We start from the raw sequence: 21,042 nt of genomic DNA on the forward strand, positions 1-21,042 counted from the left end.
TTTATAGGTTGAGAAATTCGGGAATGATTTGCCGGGCCTGCTGCCGAACCTCTTCGACATGGGAGTCGGGAATCGAGTCGTAGGGCCACCGCAGTGTGCTGCCTACGTTGGCCCATCCGCCGACGAGAGCCATGAAGCGGTCGCAGGCGTGGTTGGGGTATTTCATCCGGACGATGAACGGCGTGATGCACCGCTCCATGAATTGCTGAATTCGGCCTTCCAGTTCAAGCGCGGCCGCCATGTCGGTAAGCATCAGTTCGTACCAGCGTTGCGCCGCAAAGGGGTTGAGGCAAGCGACGTTGGAATAAGCACCTGCGGCTCCGAGTCTGACGCCGGTAGCCAAGTGGTGGCCGGGGACGAAAACGGCCAGCCCTGTAGTGTGGGATGCGACTTGTTCGTACCACTCCGGCGAGGAGTTCTTGTCGTTGGTTTTCACGCCGATCAGACCGGGAACGTGACGCTTGAGCATCGCCCATTCGGCGGGTGTCAGTTCGCGTTTGGCGTGCGGCGGGTTGTAGAGTACGAGGGGGATTCCGTCCGCTTCTTCAGCCATTGTCGTGAGGAACCGAACGGCTTCGCGGTCATTGACGGGGAACCAGTCGGGGAGGATGACCTGTATGGCTCCGGGTTTCAGATCGCGGACGAGCTCCAGGCGCGCGAGCGACTCCTGAGCGCAGGGATGACTGGCGCCGATTTGGAATGCCGTGCCTGCCGCTTCGCATTTCTCGGCCAGTAACTGGCTGATGCGTATGAATTCGTCGCGGTTCTGGCTATAAAACTCGCCGGCCGTGCCATTGGAGTAGATGCCGTTGGGTTTCGAGGCGATCAAAATGTCTATTTCGTCGCTTTGCCGGGAGAAGTCGATCTTTCCCTGCTTGTCGGTGGCGAGCAGCAGCGTCGCCCAGTTGCCGCGCAGCGTGTCGTGTGATAGAGGTTTCATAGTCGGAAATTTCGGTTGTCATTCGTAGTGCCGAGCGGTCTGTCGGGACTCAGCGGTTGCGGCTTCCCTGGGGATTTTTCGGCTATTGGTAGGACAAATATACTGAATGCTTTTTAATATGCAATACATAATCGGCCTATTTTTACGGGAATTTATGAAAAATCGGATTTTATACACCATAAAATAATAATAAATGCAAAAAGGATGATTTGTTATTTGTATTATATAATATTTATTGTTATGTTTGCATAGCTTAAACTTATTTAACTTGACAGAACCTCATGAAAGACGATGTTTCTCTGGTTGAACAGACACAACGGGATATACTCGAATATATCTCCAAAAACAATTCGAATGCGCAGCTGCCTAAAGAACAGGAATTCGTAGGCCTGCTGGGTGTGAGCCGCGTCGTCGTGCGCGAAGCGCTGAGCCGCCTGCGCGCGCTCGGTATTATCGAAACCAAGCGTAAGAAAGGAACGGTGGTCGTGGTGCCCGAGATATTTGGCGGGCTCAAGGCGATTGTCATGTCGGGGCTGCTCGACCGCGATACGCTGCGTGACCTTTATCAGCTTCGTCTGATGCTGGAAATCGGCATGGCCGATTTCGTCTTCCGGAACAAAAACGAAGAGATAATCCGGAAACTGGAGGAGATCGTCGCTTGCGAGGTGGAGCTCGAAAGACAGCTGATCCGCACCGAAGACGACGACGAGGCGCGCGAGATCGCTGAAAAATTGCGCGATGTGGATATTCGGTTCCATAGCACGCTTTTCGAGACGACGGCGAACAAGAGCCTGATGGATTTTCAATACCTGCTGCGGCACCTCTTTTCGTTGTATGCTCCCCGTGTGAAGAAAGATTTCCATTCGCATACGATCGTTACCCATGTGGGGCTTTTCAACCTGTTGCGCAACGGTACGGCCGACGCTTTCCGCATGGCGATGCGCTTGCATTTGAAAACACAGTTCGAAAATATGGAAGTCCTTGTAGATAAAGCCGTGACCAAATAAAACTAACCCAGAATACGAAACTTTACATGAACCGGATTACAAAACTTTGTTTATTGTTGTCGGCACTGCTGGTCGGTAGTTTGTGCTTCCCGGCAGCGGCATCCGATTTTACGGTGCGTACTGTCGGGACTTTACCCCCCCCTCCATTCCAGACGGTGCTAAAAATCCCGGCGTGGCGGGCGCTTTCATCGGCGGGATCGGCGACCGGATCGTTTTGGCCGGCGGCTCGAACTTCGCTCAGGGCGCGCCCTGGAACGGCGATGCGAAGCAATTCGAAGATGCGATTTACTTGCTTACTCCCTCCGGAGGTACTTATAAATGCGAATTGGTTGCCGATGCGAAATTGCCCGCAGGCATTGCCCACGGTTGTGCCGCGGTGGCTGGCCGTAGCCTCTACTGTTTTGGTGGGCTGACTGCCGAAGGGGAGTCGCGCGCGGTCTATGTGCTGACGCTTGCCGGAAATTCGGTGTGTGTCGCTGCGGCGGGAGTGTTGCCGGAGGATTTCCGACCTGCGGCTGCGCTGGCTTATAAGGATGAGATTTACATTCATGGTGTGAAAGACGGTGCCAACGCTTTCTGGCGGTTCTCGCCCGTGAGCGGGAAATGGACCGAACTCGCGGCGTGTCCCGGTGCGGTTCGTTCGGCAGGTCCTGCTTTTGTGGACCAGCACAACGGACGCGAAAATGCCATGTACTTGATCGGCGGTCGTCACGAAAAGGGCGGGGAATTGCAGTTGTATTCCGACGTTTGGGAGTATTTGCCGGTGCATGACAGGTGGCAGGCCAAGGGTGACGTGACGATCGGCGGCAAGCCGGTGGTGGTGATGTATGCCGCTGCGGTGCCTTACGGATCGGGTCATGTGCTGGTGTTCGGCGGTGACGACGGCCGGGAGTTGCAGCACCGTGCTGCGCTTGAACGGGCGATCGGCGGGGCGGCGACGTCTCAGGAAGCGGATAGTCTGCGCGGACAGCTGCGTGAAGCGTTCATGGGGCATGAAGGGTTTTCGAAAGAATTGCTGGCTTATCACGCCATTACCAATACATGGGTGTCGCTCGGTGAGGCTCAAACGGGCTTTCCGGCCGTATCGACGGCTGTGATTGCGGGCGGCGGAATCGTTATTCCGTCGGGCGAGATACGTCCCGGCGTGCGTACGCCCGACGTACAGATCGTGACGATTCACGAGCCGGTGGAGTTCGGCTGGGGCAACTATTCCGTAATTATTGCCTATCTGCTGGTTATGATGGGTATCGGCGTCTATTTCGTCCGCAAGAACAATACGACTGACCAGTTCTTCAAGGGCGGAGCGAAAATACCTTGGTGGGCGGCTGGTATCAGCATCTTTGCGACGGCACTTAGTGCGATCACTTTCATCTCGATCCCTGCGAAGGCCTACGGCGCCGACTGGGGCATGTTCATGTTCAACATGACCATCCTGATGATCGTGCCGATCGTCATCCACTACTATCTGCCTTTCTTTCGTAAACTCAACGTGGCTTCGGCCTATCAGTATCTGGAGCAGCGGTTCAGTTCGTCGGTACGCTATCTGGCTTCGGTGTTCTTTTGTTTCTTCATGTTTGCCCGAATAGCTATCGTGCTCTTCCTGCCGTCGCTGGCGCTGAATGCGGTGACTGGAATTGACGTTTATGTCTGCATCTTGCTGATGGGGCTGGTGACCATCGCTTATTGTACGATGGGAGGCATCGAAGCAGTTGTCTGGGCCGATGTTGTGCAGAGTGTGATTCTCGTAGGCGGTGCGCTTGTGTCGCTTGTATTCCTGATCAGTGGCATAGAGGGCGGATTCTCAGGCATGATCGATGTTGCCATGACCGACGACAAGTTCAATATTCTGAACTTCGCTTTCGACTTGACGCAGCCGGTCTTTTGGGTGACGTTGGTGGGTGGTCTGGCTAATCAGCTGTTGGCCTACACAAGCGATCAATCGGTGATCCAGCGCTACATTACGGTCAAGGATACGGCCGGAACGAAAAAGGGGTTGTGGCTCAACGGATTCCTGAGTATCCCGATTGCCGTGATCTTCTTCATGATCGGTACGGCGCTTTATGTTTTCTTCAAGCAGCAGCCCGAATTGCTAAGCATTGGGATGTCCAATACGGACTCGATTTTCCCGCATTTCATCATGTGCCGTCTGCCGGTAGGTATTGCGGGGCTGCTGATTGCTGCGATCTTCTCGGCAGCTATGTCCACCCTTTCGGCTAATATCAACTCTACAGCGACGGTGCTGACAGAGGATTTCTACCGCCGCTTCCGAAAAGGTGCGACGGACAAACAGGCGATGGGCTTCGCTCGATTGTCGGGTATCGTCGTGGGTGGCTTGGGGTTGCTGATGGCCATCCTGCTCGCTACGTTCGACATTGCGTCGTTGTGGGATCAGTTCAACTTTTTTCTTGGCCTGCTGACCAGCGGTTTGGGCGGCTTGTTCATGATGGGTATCTTCACCGAGCGGATCGGCACGCGGAGCGCCTTTGCTGGATTTATCGGCAGTATCGTCATACTGCTGATCATCAATAGCTATTCGACTGTTTCGTTCCTGCTCTACGGATTTATCGGGTTGGCTTCGTGTTTCCTGATCGGTTATCTTTCAAGTTTTGTTTTCGGGCGCGGCAAATAATGGAAGGAACGATCACGACTATTCAGCGGATGTCCGTACACGATGGTACAGGTATTCGTTCCACACTCTTTTTGAAGGGGTGCGGTATGCGTTGCCGCTGGTGTCATAATCCGGAGACGTGGAGTGGCGGCGTGCAGTTGCAGCAGACGGCTGGGCGGTGTATCGGGTGCGGTTCGTGTCTGGAAGTGTGCTCATCGTCGGCTCTTAGCCTGACGGTGGAGGGTATCCGGATCGATCGCAGGAGCTGTACGGTTTGCGGCGATTGTGTCGGGGCTTGTCCTTCTGGGGCGTTGTCACTGGTCGGGGAGCGTATTGAAGCGCGCGAAGCTCTGCGGCGCGTGGCGCACGACTTGCCTTTCTTCCGACAGACGGGTGGTGGCGTGACGGTTTCAGGCGGTGAGCCGCTGTTGCAACCGGAATTCGTGGCTGAGTTTTTTGCCTTGTGCCGGGAAGCGGGGATTTCGACGGCTGTCGAGAGCAATTTGCAGGTCGAATGGAAATGTGTGGAACAGTTGCTTCCGTTGGTAGACGAGTGGATGTGCGATTTCAAAATCTTTGATGGGGTGCTTCACCGCGAGATGACCGGTGTCGGTAATGAGCGAGTGCGGGAGAATCTTGACCGACTGATCGGGAGCGGTGCGAAAGTGGTCGTCCGCACGCCGGTCATACCCGGAGTGAACGACAACGAGACTGAGATCGGAAATATCTGCCGCATGCTGCTGCCCTTCGAGGATCGGCTGCTGGGGTACGAATTGCTGCGTTTTCATACGCTAGGATTCGACAAATTTGCGGCGTGCGGTATGAAAAATCCTTTGGCTGGGGCGCGCGAACTTTCGAAAGAGCGATTCGAGACACTACGGAGTTTTGCAAAATCAATACTTAAGATAACGAAATGATGCTTATGGAAGCGCATGCGAATTACGACGGCGAACTTGCTCGGCTGAAAACGAGAAAGTTGCAGCAGACCCGGGAAAAGATTGAAAAAGAGGGCATTCTGGATGAGGATGACTACGGCAGGATCGTTCCGCAGGAAGGGGTGTGGCAGATTATTCCGAACCATGCGGACGGTTCATTCTACGGGTTCGATGCATGGACCGAGAATTTTTGCAGCCTGATGGATGTCCATCAGGTCTACGTCGATCCCGACGATGCGCTGGCGGGACGCTGGTGTTACTTCATGTCGAAGATGCGCCCTAACAAGTGGAATCCGGACTATCCCTACGATCATCTGCACGAGCGGATCGAACGTTATGACATCATACACGGTATCGGCGACGACGCTCACTTTGCTCCCGATTACGAGATGGGGCTTCGGTTGGGCTGGGGCGGATTGCTCGATAAGATCGCCCGCTATCGGGCGGATAACGGCGCACCGGAACAACAGCACTTCTACGACCTGCACGAGCGGGCGATCCGGAGCATTCAGGGGTGGATACGCCGCCATATCGACGAAGCCCGGCGGCTGGCTGCCGAAGAGCGCGACGAACGCCGCCGGCAAAACCTGTTGGAAATGGCCCGGACCAATGAAAACATCGTCGAGAGGGCGCCGCAGACTTTGCGGGAAGCCTGTCAGTGGATCGTGTGGTTCCATTTGGCGTCGCGGACTTACAATCGGGACGGTGCCGGTGGACAGATCGACGCCCTGCTGCGGCCGTTTTACGAGCGGGATATTGCGGAGGGGCGCATCACCGACGCCGAGGCAGTCTACTATCTGGCCTGCTTGCTGATAAACGACCCTGTCTATTGGCAGCTGGGAGGACCCGATGCCGACGGGAAGGATCAGACTTCGGCGATCTCGTTTCTGATTCTGGACGCGGCCTGCAAGGTCGATTCATCACTCAATATCACGATCCGCGTGCATGACGGTCTTGATCCGAAGTTGTTGCGTTATGGTGTCGAGTGTTTGGTGAAGTATCGCAACGGTTGGCCTCGTTTTTCGGGTGATAAGGCGTTGGTGGCCGGATTCATGCGCAACGGATTCGACGAACGGCTTGCGCGCCGGCGTATCGCCGTGGGGTGCAACTGGATGTCGCTGCCGGGACTGGAGTATACGATGAATGACTTGGTGAAAGTGAATCTGGCCAAAGTTTTTGAAGTGGCTTACGGCGAGTTGAAGGGAGATATCGGGCGGACTACGGAGAGGTTGTGGTATTCGTTCGCGTCGCATCTTCGGGAAGCGGTGCGGACGGCGGCCGAGGGAATTCGCCATCACCTGAAATATCAGAAATTCAACGAGCCGGAGTTGTTGTTGAACCTGTTGAGCCACGGCCCGATCGAGAAAGGCTGCGATGTCTCGGACGGCGGTGCGGAATATTACAACCTTGCGATTGACGGCGCCGGACTGGCCGTGGTGGCCGATTCGTTCGCCGCGCTGGAACAACGTATCGAGCGGGAAGACAGGCTGACGTGGCAGGAGATGGACCGGCTGCTCGACAGCGACTTCCAGTGTGAGGAGGGGCTGAAATACCGGACGTTGCTCGGTCGCAGCCAGCGTTACGGGCAGGCCGATTCGTTGGGCCGCAAGTGGGCGCTTGCCGTCCGCGACGAGTTCACGGCGGCTGTGCGGGGCGAGACCTCAGCCGATGGGCGTTACAAGTTCATTCCCGGCTTTTTTTCTTGGGCCAACACCGTTGGGTTCGGACTCCATGTGGGGGCGACTCCTAACGGCCGGCGGGCAGGAACGCCCATTTCGCACGGTGCTAACCCTTGTGCGGGTTTCGCGGTGGACGATGCGTCGCTTTCGCTGGCGACGGCTGTAGCCGAGATACAGCCCGGTTACGGAAATACAGCGCCGATGCAGTGGGAGCTTGATCCGTCTTTGGCCGGCGCGGGGTGTGTCGCATTGATCGAAGGGATCATCAAGGCGCATTTCGAGATGGGCGGCACGCTCATCAACGCCAATATTATGGACCGCGAGACGATTCTCGCAGCGCATGCTGATCCGTCGAAGTATCCCGATCTGGTGGTGCGTGTAACGGGATTTACGGCCTATTTCGCCATGCTGTCGCCCGAATTCCGGCAGCTGGTGGTGGACCGCGTACTGGAAAACTGAATTTCGGAACGATTATGAAGCGGAAATACGGTTTGCTGGGCTTGCTGTTCGTATCGGGAGCCGACGTTGCAGCACGGAACAAGGTGTGTCCCAAAAACGTGTTGTTCATCGCCGTGGATGATATGAAGCCTGTATTGGGCTGTTACGGCGATTCGGTGGTGCGGACGCCTCATATCGACGCGTTGGCGGCTGACGGGACAGTTTTCCGGCGTGCTTACTGCCAGCAGGCAGTAAGTGGCCCGACACGCGCGTCGCTGCTGACAGGGTTGCGACCCGAAGAGGTGGGTGTGACAGAACTCAATACATGGATGCGTGCTAAGCATCCGGATGTGGTGACTTTGCCGCAGGCTTTCCGCGAGGTGGGCTATGAAACGCAGGGTGTGGGTAAAATTTTCCATGGCACGAAAAACAGTCTGGACGAACGTTCGTGGAGCGAACGTCCGTCGTTGTACGAGTATTCGCGTAACGAGGAGTATCAGCTGGCGATCAATAAAACGGGAAAGAAAGCGCGGGCCGTGGAGTTTGCGGATGTGCCGGACAGTCTCTATTTCGACGTGAAGATCCGTAACGAGGCGCTCGTCCGGCTCGAAGAACTGAGCCGTTCGGACAAGCCGTTTTTCCTTGCTGTGGGTTTTTTGAAGCCTCATCTGCCCTTTTGCGCTCCCGAAAGATACCGGGAACTCTATGCCGGCCGGGATTTCGCTTTGGCGGACACACTTCGGGCGCGTCCCGAAAATGCGCCTGAGATCGCCTACCACAACAGCGAGGAATTGCGCGGATATACCGACATTCCGGACCTTATGCCGCTTTCTGCGGAACAGGAGGCGGAACTGCGCCGAGCCTATTACGCCTGCGTTTCGTTTACCGACGACAATATCGGGGCGATCTTGGATCGGCTGAAGGAGCTGGGGCTTTACGACGATACGCTGATCGTTCTCTGGGGCGATCACGGCTATCATCTGGGTGAACGGGAATTATGGTGCAAATCGACCGTTTATGAAGCTGCATGCCGCGCGCCGCTGGTGATAAAGCCATCGGGACAGCCGCATCACCGGGAGGTGGAAGAGGTCGTGGAGTTTTTGGACGTCTATCCCACGCTGCTCGACTTATGTGGCATCAAGGACCGTTACGGTGTTTCGGGGCGAAGCCTGCGGCCGCTGCTCGAAGGGCGGAGCGTGCGCAAACGCTATGCCGTCAGTCAGTTTCAGCGTCCTTATCCGGCGCTCACGAGCCTTAAAAAGCGGCGTTACATGGGCTATACCGTTCGTGACCGAAGATGGACCTATACGGAGTGGGTCGATTTGAAGGGGTGCGTGGTGGAGTGTGAGCTATACGACATGTCTTCGGGCGGATTGGAACGGCGGAATCTGGTCGGAGAACCTCGGCTCGGCTCCGTCGAACGGCGGATGTCACGGGCGCTGCACCGGGTGCTCAGGGTCCAGAAGGGGGTGACGGGCATTGCGGCCGGAGATTTCGGGAAGCAGAATTGATTAGATCGAATTTTTTTAATGGAGGATTTTTATGAAGCGTTTTGTTTTTTCTTTGTTGGTGCTGCTTTTTTCTGTTGCAGGTACTTCGGCGCAGTTGAAATTCGTGGATGCCGAGCAGCTTGGGCTGGTCAATAAGCTCGGTCCGACGAAGAACCGCTACCATCGGGTCGATACGGATAAGTACGACCTTACGCAAACCGAAGCGAATCTGTTGCGCATGCCGGCTGGTATGGCGCTGGTGTTCCGCACCAATTCATCGCAGATCGTCGTGCGGACGCACTATCTGAATTACAGTATGGTCCGCTATAGTACGACGGGGGTTTCCCAGACCGGTTACGACCTCTATATTCGCAAGGACGGTGAATGGATGTATGCTGGGTCGAACGCGCCGAAGAATGAGGATGCGGAACTGGTGCTGGTGCGCAATATGGACGACAGCGAGAAGGAGTGCCTGCTCTATTTACCGCTTTTCAGCGAGTTGAAGCGTATTGAAATAGGAATCGACGAGGGTGCGGAGATAGAGGCTTCGGCCGATCCTTTCCGTCATCGGATCGTTATTTTCGGGTCGAGTTTCACACACGGCACGAGTACCGGGCGTCCGGGCATGTCTTATCCGATGATCATGCAGCGCAATACGGGGTTGCAGTTTATCAGTCTCGGTGTCTCCGGAAATTCGAAGCTCCAGCAATCCTTTGCCGCAATCATCGGCGACAGCGCTTGCGATGCGATCGTCGTGGATGCCTTCTCGAATCCGGGACCGGAGATGATCCGCGAACGGTTTCTGCCGTTCGTCGCGGCGATCCGGAAAGCGCATCCTGCCGTTCCGCTGATCTTCCTGCAAACGATTTACCGCGAACGGGCCAATTTCGATCTCAAGGAACGGGCGCGTGAGGAAGAGAAGCGCCGGGCGGCCCGGGAGGTCTTCGAAAAGGCGGCCGAGATCTATGACGACATCTATTTTGTCGATGAACCGGATCTGACAGGAACCGATCATATCACCTCGCTTGACGGCACGCATCCCGATGATTTGGGATACTGGCGTTGGGCCAATGCCATTCAGCCGCGGATCGTGAAGATTCTGAAGAAATACGGGATTCGGTAACGGTTGGCCCTGTTTTGCGGAGTGTCTGCGAACGGGCGGTCCGCAATTCCAATGTAGCGCCGGGAGCGGATTCATGCGCCAGAGGATGGTGCCGGCAAGTTGGACGGATGAAAAAAGCGAACCTTCGTGCAGGTTCGCTTTTTTATTGGGGCTGTGCCGGCCGCGGGGCCGGGATTTATCGCTTATGGCGTTCGAGGTAGATCGTGTAGAGTCTGAAATGTTCGACGATAGCGTGTTTGTAACCCTCCAAATCGCCTCGCTTGATGAATTCCAACAGGTGTCGGTGGGTTACCAGTTCGCTGTTTTCACTCAGTTCCCGCTCGATCGGCTCGAAAAAATCGCGGGACTGTTCCTTGACGAAATCCAGCACTGGGTAGATGATGTCCTGAAACTCCGAGATGATGCGGTTGCCCGTGATTTCATAGAGCTTCGTATGGAAACGGTGCTCGCTGATGGGGGCGTATTTGTTGTTGCCGATCACCTGGCTCATCTCGACGATCTGTTCCAACTCTTCGATGTCCTGCGGGGTGAGATTGCTGAAAATGTTGTTGCTGATGCCGATTTCGAGCGCGATGCGGAATTCCAGAATGTCCCGCAGCGTCGATTCGTTCATCAACAGCGGATTGATGCAGCGCTTCATGCCGCCGAGCAGCGACGGTTCGCCCAGAATCATGCCTTTCTTGGTGCGTGAAACGATCATGCCGGTCATCTTGAAACGGCTCAGCGCTTCGCGCAGGACCGGACGCCCGACGCCCAGCGATGCTGCTAGTTCGATTTCGTTGGGAATGCTGCTGCCCGGGCGCAGGCCCTTCTCCTTGAAAAAACGGATCAGGCTCTCTTCGACGCTATCGACGAGCGTGGTGTTGCGGTTGTTCAGTTTCGGTCCTTCCATCTGTATGTGGTTGTCATAAACATAATACGAATGTCATTGTTTTTTGCCGGGACGTTGGGTGTCCTACTGAAACAATTGCAGTTGTATGTTTTTATACGGAGCGGATGGGTATATTTTATTCCGTTCCGGACCGACCGGAAGGATCGGCCGCCGGAACGGAATCTGCCGAGGAGTCATGGGCGTTGAATGCCGGCTCTGTATGCCGGCTACTTTTGGACTCCGTTGAACCCGATCTCCCGGAGCTCTTCGTCCAGCCGGGCTATTTCGGCTTCGGTATAGGGGGCAAGGGGCAGACGGCAGTCGCCGCAGTCGATGCCGACGAGTTTCATGATGGCTTTGCCGCCGCGGATGCCGCCGCCGTGATTGATGATCACGTGTACGATGTCCACCGATTCCTGCTGCGCTGCGCGGGCCTGTTCGAGGTCGCCGGCCATGAAGGCGTCGTAGATTTTTTGGTAGGTGCGGAGCGAGTAGTTGTAGGTGCTGCCTACGCCGCCGCGTGCGCCGACGGCCATCCCGCAGAGCAACATTTCGTCGAAACCGTTGAGAATGTCGAAGCGGCCGCCGTCGAAGCGGATGCATTCGATCATCTCCATGAAGTTATTCGATGTAAACTTGATGCCGTTCAAGTTGGGGATCTCTTTCGAGCCTTTCTTTAGGAATTCGATCATCGGCAGGTTGATGCCCGTCATCGAGGGAATGTGGTAGGCGTAAAACGGCAGCGGGGCGCATGCGGCGGCGATGGGTTTGTAGAAGGCCACCAGTTCTTCGACCGAGCCGGGTTTGAGATAGAATGGGGCGACGGCGCCTATGGCGTTTACCCCCAGTTCGGTGGCGTGACGGGCCAGTTCGATGCAGTCGGCCTGACAGGTGCCGCCTACATGGGCGATGACGAGGATGCGGCCTGCCACGGCTTTGACCCATGCTTCGAGCACGCTCTTGCGCTCGGCGACGGTCATCGAGGTGCATTCGCCCGTCGAGCCGCAGACGAAGACGCCGTAGGCTCCTTCAGCGATGAGTTTGTCGGCGTAAGGTTGGATTTGCGAAAAATTGATTGCGCCTGTTTTGTCGAACGGCGTGAAGACGGCGGGAATGAGTCCGGATAGTTTGAACATGATTATTGAGTATTAGACAGTCCTGTCGGTAATGAATGGGTAAGTGTCGAATAGAATGATCTTATTTGTAGGACAAATATAGGGCAAGGAAATGAAAAAACAAAAAAATCGGCACATTTTTCTATTTTTTCAATGAATATTTCGATGGGCGGATGACGGTGCGAGGGGGCGATACGGGAAGGAATAGGAAGGCCCGGGAGAGAATGGGATTGAGGTGCGGGATGGGGTGGATGGGATGTAGAGTAGCATGAAGCGAGAGCAAGTTGTCGCTTGGCTGAATAAAACGGCAATCACGAATCTTTCGCAGCCCGGATTCCCGGATATAATCTGCTGCCCTCCATGAAAGAGACAGCGGGAAGCGGCATGTCTTCACGCCTATCCCTCTTTTGCCCGGAAACACTTCCCTCTGGTTCCGATACAGGGGTGCCTCCTGAAAAAATCCAGGATAAAATCGTACATAATAGGCAAAAATCGTAATTCGGGACGGCCGCTGTCGTTCGGCGGACATTTATTTCGGACGGCCGTTCTAAATTCGTTATGGAGGAGCGGCCATATCTGCTGCCGTCTCCCCGGACACCCAACTAAACCTATTACTAACCTTAAATTAGTGTGTGTATGAGTCCATCTACTAACTTTTTTCTCAGGAAAGCGCTATTGCTCGTGACAGCCCTATTCTCCGCGTCATTGCTGTGGGCGCAGGCTTCCGGCATCTCCGGCCGCGTGCTTGATGAGCAGGGGGCGCCTATCATCGGTGCGACGGTCATGGTCAAAGGTACCACGATCGCTACGGCTACCAATGTCGATGGTAGCTTCGAACTGAAGAATGCAAGCCGCAACGTCACGCTGGTCGTATCGTACGTCGGATATGAAACGCAGCAGGTCTCGTCGCAGGGCAAGGCCTCCGTGACGATTACCCTCAAACCCGAAGCGATCGGCGTGGAGAGTGTCGAGATCGTCTCCGTGGGTTACGGTACGCAAAAGCGCGAATCGATCGTAGGGGCCATCTCCACGATTCGCCCCGAGGAGTTGCGTGTGCCCGTGCGTTCGCTGAGTCAGACGCTGGCTGGTAACCTGGCGGGCGTCGTCGCATTGCAAACCTCTGGCGAGCCGGGCAAGGACGATGCCCAGTTTTGGATTCGTGGTATCGCTACTTTTACGGGCAGTCCCGATCCGCTGATTCTGGTCGATGGTATCGAACGCCCGCTCAACGATGTTGATCCGCTCGAAATCGAGTCGTTCAGCGTCCTGAAAGATGCCAGCGCCACGGCTGTGTACGGCGTACGTGGCGCTAACGGCGTTATTCTCGTCAATACGCGCCGCGGTTTCGACGGTCCGGCCCGCATCGACTTGCGTTATGAGCAGGGTTTCTCGTTTGCGAGCAAGCGTCTGTCGTTCGTTGATGCCGCCACCCGCTCCGAAATGTTCAATGAAGCGGTGGATGCCGTCGGGGCCTCTGCGGCCCTGAAGTACGGCTCCGATGAAATCACGGCGATGCGCATGCAGAGCGATCCGGAGCTCTATCCCGATGTCGATTGGCAGAAACTGCTCATGCGCAAGGTGTCGCTTTCGGAAAAAGTGAGCGCCAACATCTCGGGCGGCGGTAAGTTCGCCCGCTATTTCACGGCCCTCTCTTTTTATAATCAGGACGGACAGTATGCCGTGCAGCCGGGCAAGTATTCGTGGGTGGGCGACCGCATCGGCCGCTACGGCGAGAACGTCAACTACAAACGCTATAATTTCCGCACCAATGTCGATATGGACATTACCAAAACCACGGTGGTGAACCTGGGCGTGCAGGGCAATGTGACGGAGAACATGGAACCCGTCGAGGGTTCTGCGGCCATCTATCGCGACATTATCAACGCGGCGCCGAATGCCTTTCCCGTCCGTTTCAAGGACGGCGAGCTGGCTGGCCGCGACGGTCTGAACAACCCTTATAACATGCTTACGCAGCGCGGTTGGAAGAAGACCACCGGCAATACGTTGCGCGCCAACCTGACGATCAATCAGGATTTCTCGTTCATTACTCCCGGCCTTTCGGCCAAAGTGAGCTATGCTTACGATGCCGTGAATTATTCGGTGGAGAGCCGTTCGCGCAATATCAATTACTTCGAAGCCACGGGCCGCGATCAGGACGGCGAGCTTATCCGCACCGAATGGCAGGCCGACCAGAAGCAGGAGTACCTGGATTACAAACAGTCCGGCAACGGCACCCGCACGCAGTATGTCGAGGCGGCTGTCAATTACAGCCGGACGTTCGGCGAAAAACATGAAGTCGGCGGTCTGCTGCTCGGCTTTGCCAAAGACTATCGTGTGCAGGAGGCTACGAGCGACTATCTCAAGTCGCTGCCCAACCGCTCGCTGGGTCTTGCCGGCCGTCTTACCTATGCTTTCGACAAACGCTACCTGATCGAGGCTAATATCGGTTTCAACGGTTCGGAGAACTTCGCCAAGGGCAAGCGTATGGGCGTGTTCCCTGCCGTGGCTGTCGGCTGGGTGGCTTCCGAGGAGAGCTTCCTGCGCAACAGCGAGGTGCTGACGTGGCTCAAAGTCCGTGCGTCGGTGGGGCAGGTCGGCAACGACCAGATTCCGAGTACCCGCTTTATCTACCTCGCTACGATTAACAACGGTGCCTCGGGCTATGGAAACATCGGCGTCAACTTCGACCAGGGTGCCGGAGGTATCGGCGAGGGGCGCATGTCCAACGAGGACGTGACGTGGGAGGTGTCTACCAAATACAACCTCGGTATCGAAACCGGATTTTTCAACGAGCTGAAAGTCAATGCGGACATCTTCTTCGAACGGCGTGAGAACATTTTCCTCGCACCGCAGTTCTCGGAGATTTCGGGTCTTCCCAAGGATTATACCAACTACGCCAACATGGGTCTGATGGAGAACCGCGGCTTCGAGATCTCCGCCGAATACGTCAAGCGTTTCAACAAAGACCTCACCGTTTCCGTGCGCGGAAACTTCACTTTCGCTCGCAATGAAGTGATCGACGACGGCAAATACTATGCTTATCCTTGGCAGGATCAGCGCGGCGTGCGTTACGGTCTGACCCTGGGATACCGCGCCATGCACCTCTTCTCGCAGGAGGAACTGGACAACATGCCCGAATACTATACGCAGTTCGGCCTCGACAAGGAGCAGCTGCGCGCGGGCGACATCCGCTACGAAGACCTGAACGACGACGGTAAAATCACCGAGGCCGACATGACATGGATCGGGAATCCCAGTATGCCGGAGATCGTCTACGGTTTCGGTGCATCGCTCAACTACAAGGGTTTCGATTTCTCGTTCCTGTTCCAAGGCGGTGCGAACCGTTCGTCCTACTTGAGCGGCGGCTGGTATTTCTATCCGTTCCAGGCAGACCGCGGCCCCAAGTTCATGGGTAACGTGATGACGATATTCAAAGATCGCTGGACGGAGGATAACCCCAATCCCCACGCATTCTCGCCCCGTCTGTCGTACGGCGCCGACGCCAACAACTACAAGACCTCGACTTGGTGGCAGCGCGACAGCGATTATCTGCGCCTGAAGAACGTCGAGATCGGCTATACGCTGCCGTCGGCATGGGCCAATAAACTGCGGTGCAGTTCGCTGCGCGTCTACGCTACGGGCGTGAACCTCTTTACGATCAGCAAGTTTATCTCCGACTTCTGGGACCCCGAAACCGGAGCTGCCGCCTATCCCATGCAGCGTCAGGTTTTCGTCGGTGTGAATTTAACTTTCTAACACAGCCTAACGTATGAAAAAGAATATCGTATATTTACTGCTGGCGTCTGTCCTGCTGCTGACCGGTTGCGCCAACTATCTGGACCAGGACCCCGAAGACCTGAACTCGATGGATAAGATTTTCTCTTCGAAAATCGAAACCACCAAGTGGTACAACCGCATCTACAGCGACGATTTCATGGTTCAGGAGATGCATTACAGCGGCCAGCTCCCTTATTTCTGGTGCACCGACGAGTCGGCTTATATCATGGAGTCGTTCGTCCGCAACATTGCCGAGGGTAAGATGAGTCCCGACAACTACTACGGCTATACGGGCTATAATCTTTATTTCTTCGTCCGCTACTACCAGGCCATCCGCCACTGCAACGTCTTCCTCGAGAACGTGGACCAGTGTGCCGAACTGGGCGAGATAGACCGCCGCACGATGAAAGCCGAGGCCCGTTTCATGCGCGCCTATTACCACTACCTGCTGCTGCGTCTCTACGGTCCGATACCCATTGCCGAGACCAGCCGCACGGCCGACCAGATTGCCACGGCACAGGCTCGCAATACGCTCACGGAGTGCGTGAACTGGATTAACAAAGAAATCGACTGGGTCTGCGAGAACGGCATGCCCGCTGCCCGCGACGAGAAATTCACGCTGGGACTTCCCACCATCGGCGCAGCCCGTGCAATCCAGTCGCGCATGGCGCTGATGGTCGCCAGCCCGTTGTTCAACGGCAATACGGCTTACAAGAACTGGAAGAATAACGACGGTACGGTGCTTATGCCGCAGACTTACGACAAGGAGTTGTGGAAAACGGCCGCTGACGCCGCCAAGACGGTGATCGACATGCCGGAATACAAACTGCTCAAACCGGCGGCGGACGCCACTTTCGACGAGATCGTGGACAACTATCGCGCCGTGACAACGACATGGGGCGCCGACAAAAACACCGAGATCATCTGGGGGCATCCCAATTCTGTGCAATGGTACGGCATGTGCGCCCTGCCTGCACGGTGGTACGGCTGGAACGGCCGTTATTCGCTCGCCATCGGTATGGTCAACGATTTCTTCATGGCCGACGGAAGCGTGAGCCGCCCGCTCGAAGAGTGGTTCTCGTCCAAGAAATTTTCAACCGAGCCCGGTGACGGTACGATCGCCAATACATTTTGGATGTTCGTCGGGCGCGAACCGCGTTTCTACGCTTCGGTGCATTTCCCCAACCAGCGCCTTTCCTATGCCTACGAGAACAAGACGGACAGCTATCAGGATTCCGACGGCTACGGCGTGGTCGATTTCTGGTACTCGGGGTTGAGCGGCAACGGCAACACTCCGGGCGACAAGAACACCTCGGGATTCTCTGTGCGCAAGAACATTCCGTTGGACTACCGCAGCAACAAGCAGACCGGCGAGGCCACAAGGATGCTGAACGTGCCGTTCCCTATCATCCGGCTGGGTGAGGTTTACCTCAATTACGCCGAGGCGATGAATGAATATTACGGGGAGACAGAGCAGGACGAGGTGCTCTATTATCTCAATGAAATTCGCACGCGCGCCGGTCTTCCGGCTTACGAGGGCACCTATTCGCAGGAAGATATGCGCGAGATGATCCGCCATGAGCGCAAGATCGAGCTGGCGTGGGAGTGCAACCGTTATTTCGATGTCCGCCGCTGGTTTACGGCTCACGGCCCCAACGGCGAGTTCAACCACGACGAATACGGTCTGGACATGTCGCGCGGAACGAGTGCTACCGATCCGTCGTTCTTCACCCTCACGAAAGTCGCCAACAAGCGCTTCGACATCCAGCACTACTTCCTGCCCATCAAATCTTCGGAAGTCATGCTCAACACGCAGTTGGTACAGGCGCCCTACTATTAGCAGCTGGGGCCTTACCGACATGTTAAACTTAAAAATGGAAAATCAGCTATGAAACAGTTTTTTAAGATACTGATACTTGCGGCCTTGGCGCTGCCATTCAGCGGCTGCGACGTGGAATACGATCCCATCGTCATCCTGCCGGACGTGGTGCTCGAAGACTCGGGCATGACGACCGTTCCGACCGTTTCCATCTATCAGAACGATGCATATACCGTTACGCTCACCCGCACCGAGGGGTTGAGCAAGGCTGCCGAGTTCGACATCGTGATTGACCAGACGCTGCTCGATGACTATAATGAACTGAACGGTGCTTCGTTCGGGATGATGCCGGTCTCGGGATATACGATGGGTGCTGCATCCGTCATTTTTCCCGAGAAAGCCAAGACAGCGACCTTTACGATTCAGTTCAAGCCCGAGGCGATCGTGACTGCGGCCGGATCGCCCCGGCAGGCCGAGAACTATGTGATTCCCTTTGCCTGCGTGCCCAAAACCTCGGTCAATTCCGATTCGCAGCGGCTGAGCGCCCTCGTGCGTTTTTCGTTCAGCGAACCTACGGTGACCGTCGATGCACCCGTCACCCCCGAGGAACTGACGTTTATCTCCGGCGTGTCTGTGCCGCGCAGACTGGAGTTGTCATGCCGTGCCAACTTTACGACCCTGCAACCCTCCAAACTGGCCTTTGCTGCTACGCAGGAGATGGTCGCTGCCTACAACGAGGCCAACCAGGCGGATTATCTGCTGCTTCCTTCTTCCTGTTACTCGATCGATGCCGGGACGTTCGATGCCGAGGCCTTTTCGCTGGTCTACAGCATTACGCTCGACGCTTCGGCGCTCGATCCCGACTATGTGTATCTGCTTCCCCTGAAAATGGTCAGCAGCGATTATACGGTTTTGCAGGACAATATCTACTATGTAAAGGTGACCATTCAGGAGATTCAGTTCTCGGTGAGCAATACCGACCGCTATGAAGCCGCAACGCGCCTCTCGCACGAGATTAAGCTCGATGTGGTGCTGAACGGTGCGCTGGCGGACGACGTGCCTGTCGAATTTGTCTACGATGCGTCGAAGGTTGACGCTTATAACACTTCGAAGGGCAAGAACTACGAGACGCTCGACGCTTCGAAGATTGCCGTCACGAACGCCACGATAGCGGCCGGTGCGGTGAAGACCTCCGCGACCGTTACCGTGGATATGGCGGATGTCGCTTTCGACGACGGCAAGGAGTACGTGCTGCCTTTCGCTTTGGATAAGACCAAACTGCCTCAGGGCAGCGTCATGAAGAGCGGCGATGTGGTATACGTTCGGTTGAAGCGCACGCTTTACGGTTCATGGAGCAACCGCGATTCCAACGACAACACTCAGAAGACGACCACGCCGGGCTGGACCAACAATAACTACATGAAAGCCACGACCAAACCGATCGATACGAATGTCAACGGCGTGGCCTATCCCTATGTGAACTGCTATTACAGCTGGTCTACCGGTTACCATTGGTACGTCGCCTGGAACGAGATCTACAATAATGATCAGAACAAGCGTGTCGTGCATGTCTTTTCGAAAGTTACCAGCGGTTACAGCGAGAGTCAGCAGGTGGAGCAGACCATGGATCACGGAAGTTATTTCGACATGGAAACCGGTACCGTCTTCTTCGATTTCCAGTATTATTGGAATGATGACGACAAGAGTCAGGACAAACGTCAGACCATCAAGTGCTATTTGGAGAGTCCGCTTACGGTCGAAGAATTTTAGTATTTTGAATCGTTGACCCGATTTGCATATCCCGGGCAGGAGAACCTGCCCGGGTATGTGGCAGGTTGAAAAATTTCGTCTATGAATTGCCTGAAATATTGCGCTGTCGTGTTCGCATCGCTGTTCTTGTCACTAGCCTGCGGGAACGACGGCGGGACGGCCGTCTCCGAACCTGAAGATCCGGAACAACCCGAAACACCCGGCCAGTCCGAGGAGTCCGAGGGGCTCGTCGTGGAGATTCCGAATTCCGGATTCGAGCAGGAAGTGGATTTTACGGGAACTGCCGGAGTCTGGAAAAAGACGGACGCATGGCAGACCGATCGTGCCGTATTCACTTATGAGCCGCAGGGCGGTTTCAATGGCTCGGCAGGTATACGTATCGCCTGTACCGAGAGTGATTATACGACCGATGCCGTGGTAACGCAATCCGTTTCGGGACTGATTCCCGGCAAACTCTACGAACTTTCGGCTATGGTACGCACCTCCGGTGTCGCAGGCGGCCGGGGCGGCAATGTCTGCCTGTTCGGGCAGGGTGTCTGGACTGGATCGGAGCCTTTTACCGGGACCAATGGTTGGACACGCCGCAGCGTGCAGTTCATTGCCGAAGAGAGCACGGCTGTCATCGGCTGCCGGCTGGGATTCTGGGCCGGGGATTCGCGCGGAACCGTCTGGTTTGACGATGTCGCGCTCCGTACGCCCGAGGGAATGTACTACCGCGAAAGCGAGCATCTCGAAATGTACCTCGAAAAGGCGCTGGTACGGGTGTCGGATGGCGTGATGGACGGCTGGCTGGCAAAACTGGACAAGGTTTACGACGCCTATACCGAATTGTTCGACTTTTTCGTGCCGTTCGGCGGACGGAAGATGATCGTCCTTTCGAAAATGATTGACGCTTGGGCTTATGCAGGATATCCGATTCAATGGAACCGCGATTACGTTGCATCGACACTCGACGAGGTGGCGCGCTACGACAATGCCGTATTCGGCATCATGCACGAGATGGGACACAATTTCGCTCCCGGAAATTACGTGACGGGTGCCTATGACCACGGCAATGGCGAATGGAACTGGAACGAGGAGCTTTTCGCCAATTTCCGCATGTATTACGCGCTTTGCAGGACGGGATATAGTGTCTATCTGAACAACACGGTTTATACCGGGGCGCAGATCAGCGACATGTATCGCAAGTCGTACGAAGAAACGCTGGCCCGGGGGATTGCCGCCGACGGCGACGGGCTTATGTACGTTATGACGCGCATGGCCGATACCGAAGGGTGGGAGCCTTTCCGCAAGACCTTCCGGGAGTTGTACGACCTTGCTCCGCAGACGTCGTGTGGTACGACCAAGTGGGAGAAAATCGACTATTTCTTTTCGGTGCTGTCGCGCCATGCCGGTAAAGACTTGATGCAGGAGTACTTTACGCAATCAGAGATAAACGCCTTGAAAACTTTGCGATAATTGCATTCAAAT

The 21,042-nt window shown here is 55.6% G+C and carries 13 protein-coding genes; 10 read left to right on the forward strand and 3 right to left on the reverse strand.

The annotated features are described in order from the left end of the window. Position 1: 1 nt before the first annotated feature. Entirely contained in the window at positions 2-940 is a 939-nt protein-coding gene (locus NQ519_RS07545) for a dihydrodipicolinate synthase family protein (protein ID WP_019151774.1), read from the reverse strand. Between the two features lie 281 nt (positions 941-1,221). Here NQ519_RS07545 and NQ519_RS07550 point away from each other — a divergent pair, with 281 nt between their 5' ends. From NQ519_RS07550 to NQ519_RS07575, 6 genes are all read left to right on the forward strand, one after another. After that, on the forward strand, positions 1,222-1,947 hold the full coding sequence (locus NQ519_RS07550) for a FadR/GntR family transcriptional regulator (protein ID WP_019151773.1): 726 nt from the start codon (positions 1,222-1,224) through the stop codon (positions 1,945-1,947). A 172-nt stretch (positions 1,948-2,119) separates the two neighbouring features. Continuing rightward, positions 2,120-4,576: a sodium:solute symporter family protein gene (locus NQ519_RS07555; RefSeq protein ID WP_147513235.1), complete on the forward strand. Its 2,457-nt coding sequence runs from the start codon at positions 2,120-2,122 to the stop codon at positions 4,574-4,576. Continuing rightward, entirely contained in the window at positions 4,576-5,472 is an 897-nt protein-coding gene (locus NQ519_RS07560; protein ID WP_044118780.1) for a glycyl-radical enzyme activating protein, read from the forward strand. The genes NQ519_RS07555 and NQ519_RS07560 overlap by 1 nt, the downstream gene beginning before the upstream one ends. Further along, positions 5,469-7,628 (forward strand): pyruvate formate lyase family protein, encoded by a 2,160-nt coding sequence (locus NQ519_RS07565; RefSeq protein ID WP_019151770.1) that lies wholly within the window; start codon positions 5,469-5,471, stop codon positions 7,626-7,628. Before NQ519_RS07560 ends, NQ519_RS07565 begins: the two co-directional genes overlap by 4 nt. 14 nt (positions 7,629-7,642) lie before the next feature. Further along, on the forward strand, positions 7,643-9,118 hold the full coding sequence (locus NQ519_RS07570) for a sulfatase (RefSeq protein WP_019151769.1): 1,476 nt from the start codon (positions 7,643-7,645) through the stop codon (positions 9,116-9,118). Positions 9,119-9,149: 31 nt separating this feature from the next. Continuing rightward, positions 9,150-10,220: an SGNH/GDSL hydrolase family protein gene (locus tag NQ519_RS07575; protein ID WP_026076733.1), complete on the forward strand. Its 1,071-nt coding sequence runs from the start codon at positions 9,150-9,152 to the stop codon at positions 10,218-10,220. 175 nt (positions 10,221-10,395) lie between these two features. On the opposite strand, the gene NQ519_RS07580 is transcribed toward NQ519_RS07575, so the two are convergent. Then, the gene (locus tag NQ519_RS07580; protein ID WP_019151767.1) at positions 10,396-11,112 is read right to left on the reverse strand and encodes a FadR/GntR family transcriptional regulator; all 717 of its coding nucleotides are present in this window, start codon (positions 11,110-11,112) and stop codon (positions 10,396-10,398) included. A 206-nt stretch (positions 11,113-11,318) separates the two neighbouring features. Then, positions 11,319-12,227 carry a dihydrodipicolinate synthase family protein gene (locus NQ519_RS07585; protein ID WP_019151766.1) on the reverse strand — a complete coding sequence of 303 codons (909 nt, stop codon included), beginning with the start codon at positions 12,225-12,227 and terminating at the stop codon, positions 11,319-11,321. A gap of 660 nt (positions 12,228-12,887) precedes the next feature. Here NQ519_RS07585 and NQ519_RS07590 point away from each other — a divergent pair. From NQ519_RS07590 to NQ519_RS07605, 4 genes are all read left to right on the forward strand, one after another. Continuing rightward, positions 12,888-15,962 (forward strand): SusC/RagA family TonB-linked outer membrane protein, encoded by a 3,075-nt coding sequence (locus NQ519_RS07590; protein WP_026076732.1) that lies wholly within the window; start codon positions 12,888-12,890, stop codon positions 15,960-15,962. Between the two features lie 13 nt (positions 15,963-15,975). Further along, positions 15,976-17,823 carry a RagB/SusD family nutrient uptake outer membrane protein gene (locus NQ519_RS07595; RefSeq protein ID WP_019151764.1) on the forward strand — a complete coding sequence of 616 codons (1,848 nt, stop codon included), beginning with the start codon at positions 15,976-15,978 and terminating at the stop codon, positions 17,821-17,823. Positions 17,824-17,871: 48 nt separating this feature from the next. Then, the gene (locus NQ519_RS07600; protein ID WP_083871145.1) at positions 17,872-19,572 is read left to right on the forward strand and encodes a DUF1735 domain-containing protein; all 1,701 of its coding nucleotides are present in this window, start codon (positions 17,872-17,874) and stop codon (positions 19,570-19,572) included. A gap of 81 nt (positions 19,573-19,653) precedes the next feature. Further along, positions 19,654-21,030: a hypothetical protein gene (locus NQ519_RS07605; protein ID WP_020693878.1), complete on the forward strand. Its 1,377-nt coding sequence runs from the start codon at positions 19,654-19,656 to the stop codon at positions 21,028-21,030. Positions 21,031-21,042: the final 12 nt, after the last annotated feature.

This window comes from Alistipes senegalensis JC50, assembly GCF_025145645.1.
GTDB lineage: Bacteria > Bacteroidota > Bacteroidia > Bacteroidales > Rikenellaceae > Alistipes > Alistipes senegalensis.

Excerpts from the sequence above, each read along its gene's own strand:
- NQ519_RS07585 (WP_019151766.1), bottom strand. The coding sequence starts at position 12,227 with ATGTTCAAACTATCCGGACTCATTCCCGCCGTCTTCACGCCGTTCGAC.
- NQ519_RS07545 (WP_019151774.1), bottom strand. The coding sequence starts at position 940 with ATGAAACCTCTATCACACGACACGCTGCGCGGCAACTGGGCGACGCTG.
- NQ519_RS07565 (WP_019151770.1), top strand. The coding sequence starts at position 5,469 with ATGATGCTTATGGAAGCGCATGCGAATTACGACGGCGAACTTGCTCGG.
- NQ519_RS07575 (WP_026076733.1), top strand. The coding sequence starts at position 9,150 with ATGAAGCGTTTTGTTTTTTCTTTGTTGGTGCTGCTTTTTTCTGTTGCA.
- NQ519_RS07605 (WP_020693878.1), top strand. The coding sequence starts at position 19,654 with ATGAATTGCCTGAAATATTGCGCTGTCGTGTTCGCATCGCTGTTCTTG.
- NQ519_RS07550 (WP_019151773.1), top strand. The coding sequence starts at position 1,222 with ATGAAAGACGATGTTTCTCTGGTTGAACAGACACAACGGGATATACTC.
- NQ519_RS07595 (WP_019151764.1), top strand. The coding sequence starts at position 15,976 with ATGAAAAAGAATATCGTATATTTACTGCTGGCGTCTGTCCTGCTGCTG.
- NQ519_RS07580 (WP_019151767.1), bottom strand. The coding sequence starts at position 11,112 with ATGGAAGGACCGAAACTGAACAACCGCAACACCACGCTCGTCGATAGC.
- NQ519_RS07570 (WP_019151769.1), top strand. The coding sequence starts at position 7,643 with ATGAAGCGGAAATACGGTTTGCTGGGCTTGCTGTTCGTATCGGGAGCC.
- NQ519_RS07560 (WP_044118780.1), top strand. The coding sequence starts at position 4,576 with ATGGAAGGAACGATCACGACTATTCAGCGGATGTCCGTACACGATGGT.
- NQ519_RS07600 (WP_083871145.1), top strand. The coding sequence starts at position 17,872 with ATGAAACAGTTTTTTAAGATACTGATACTTGCGGCCTTGGCGCTGCCA.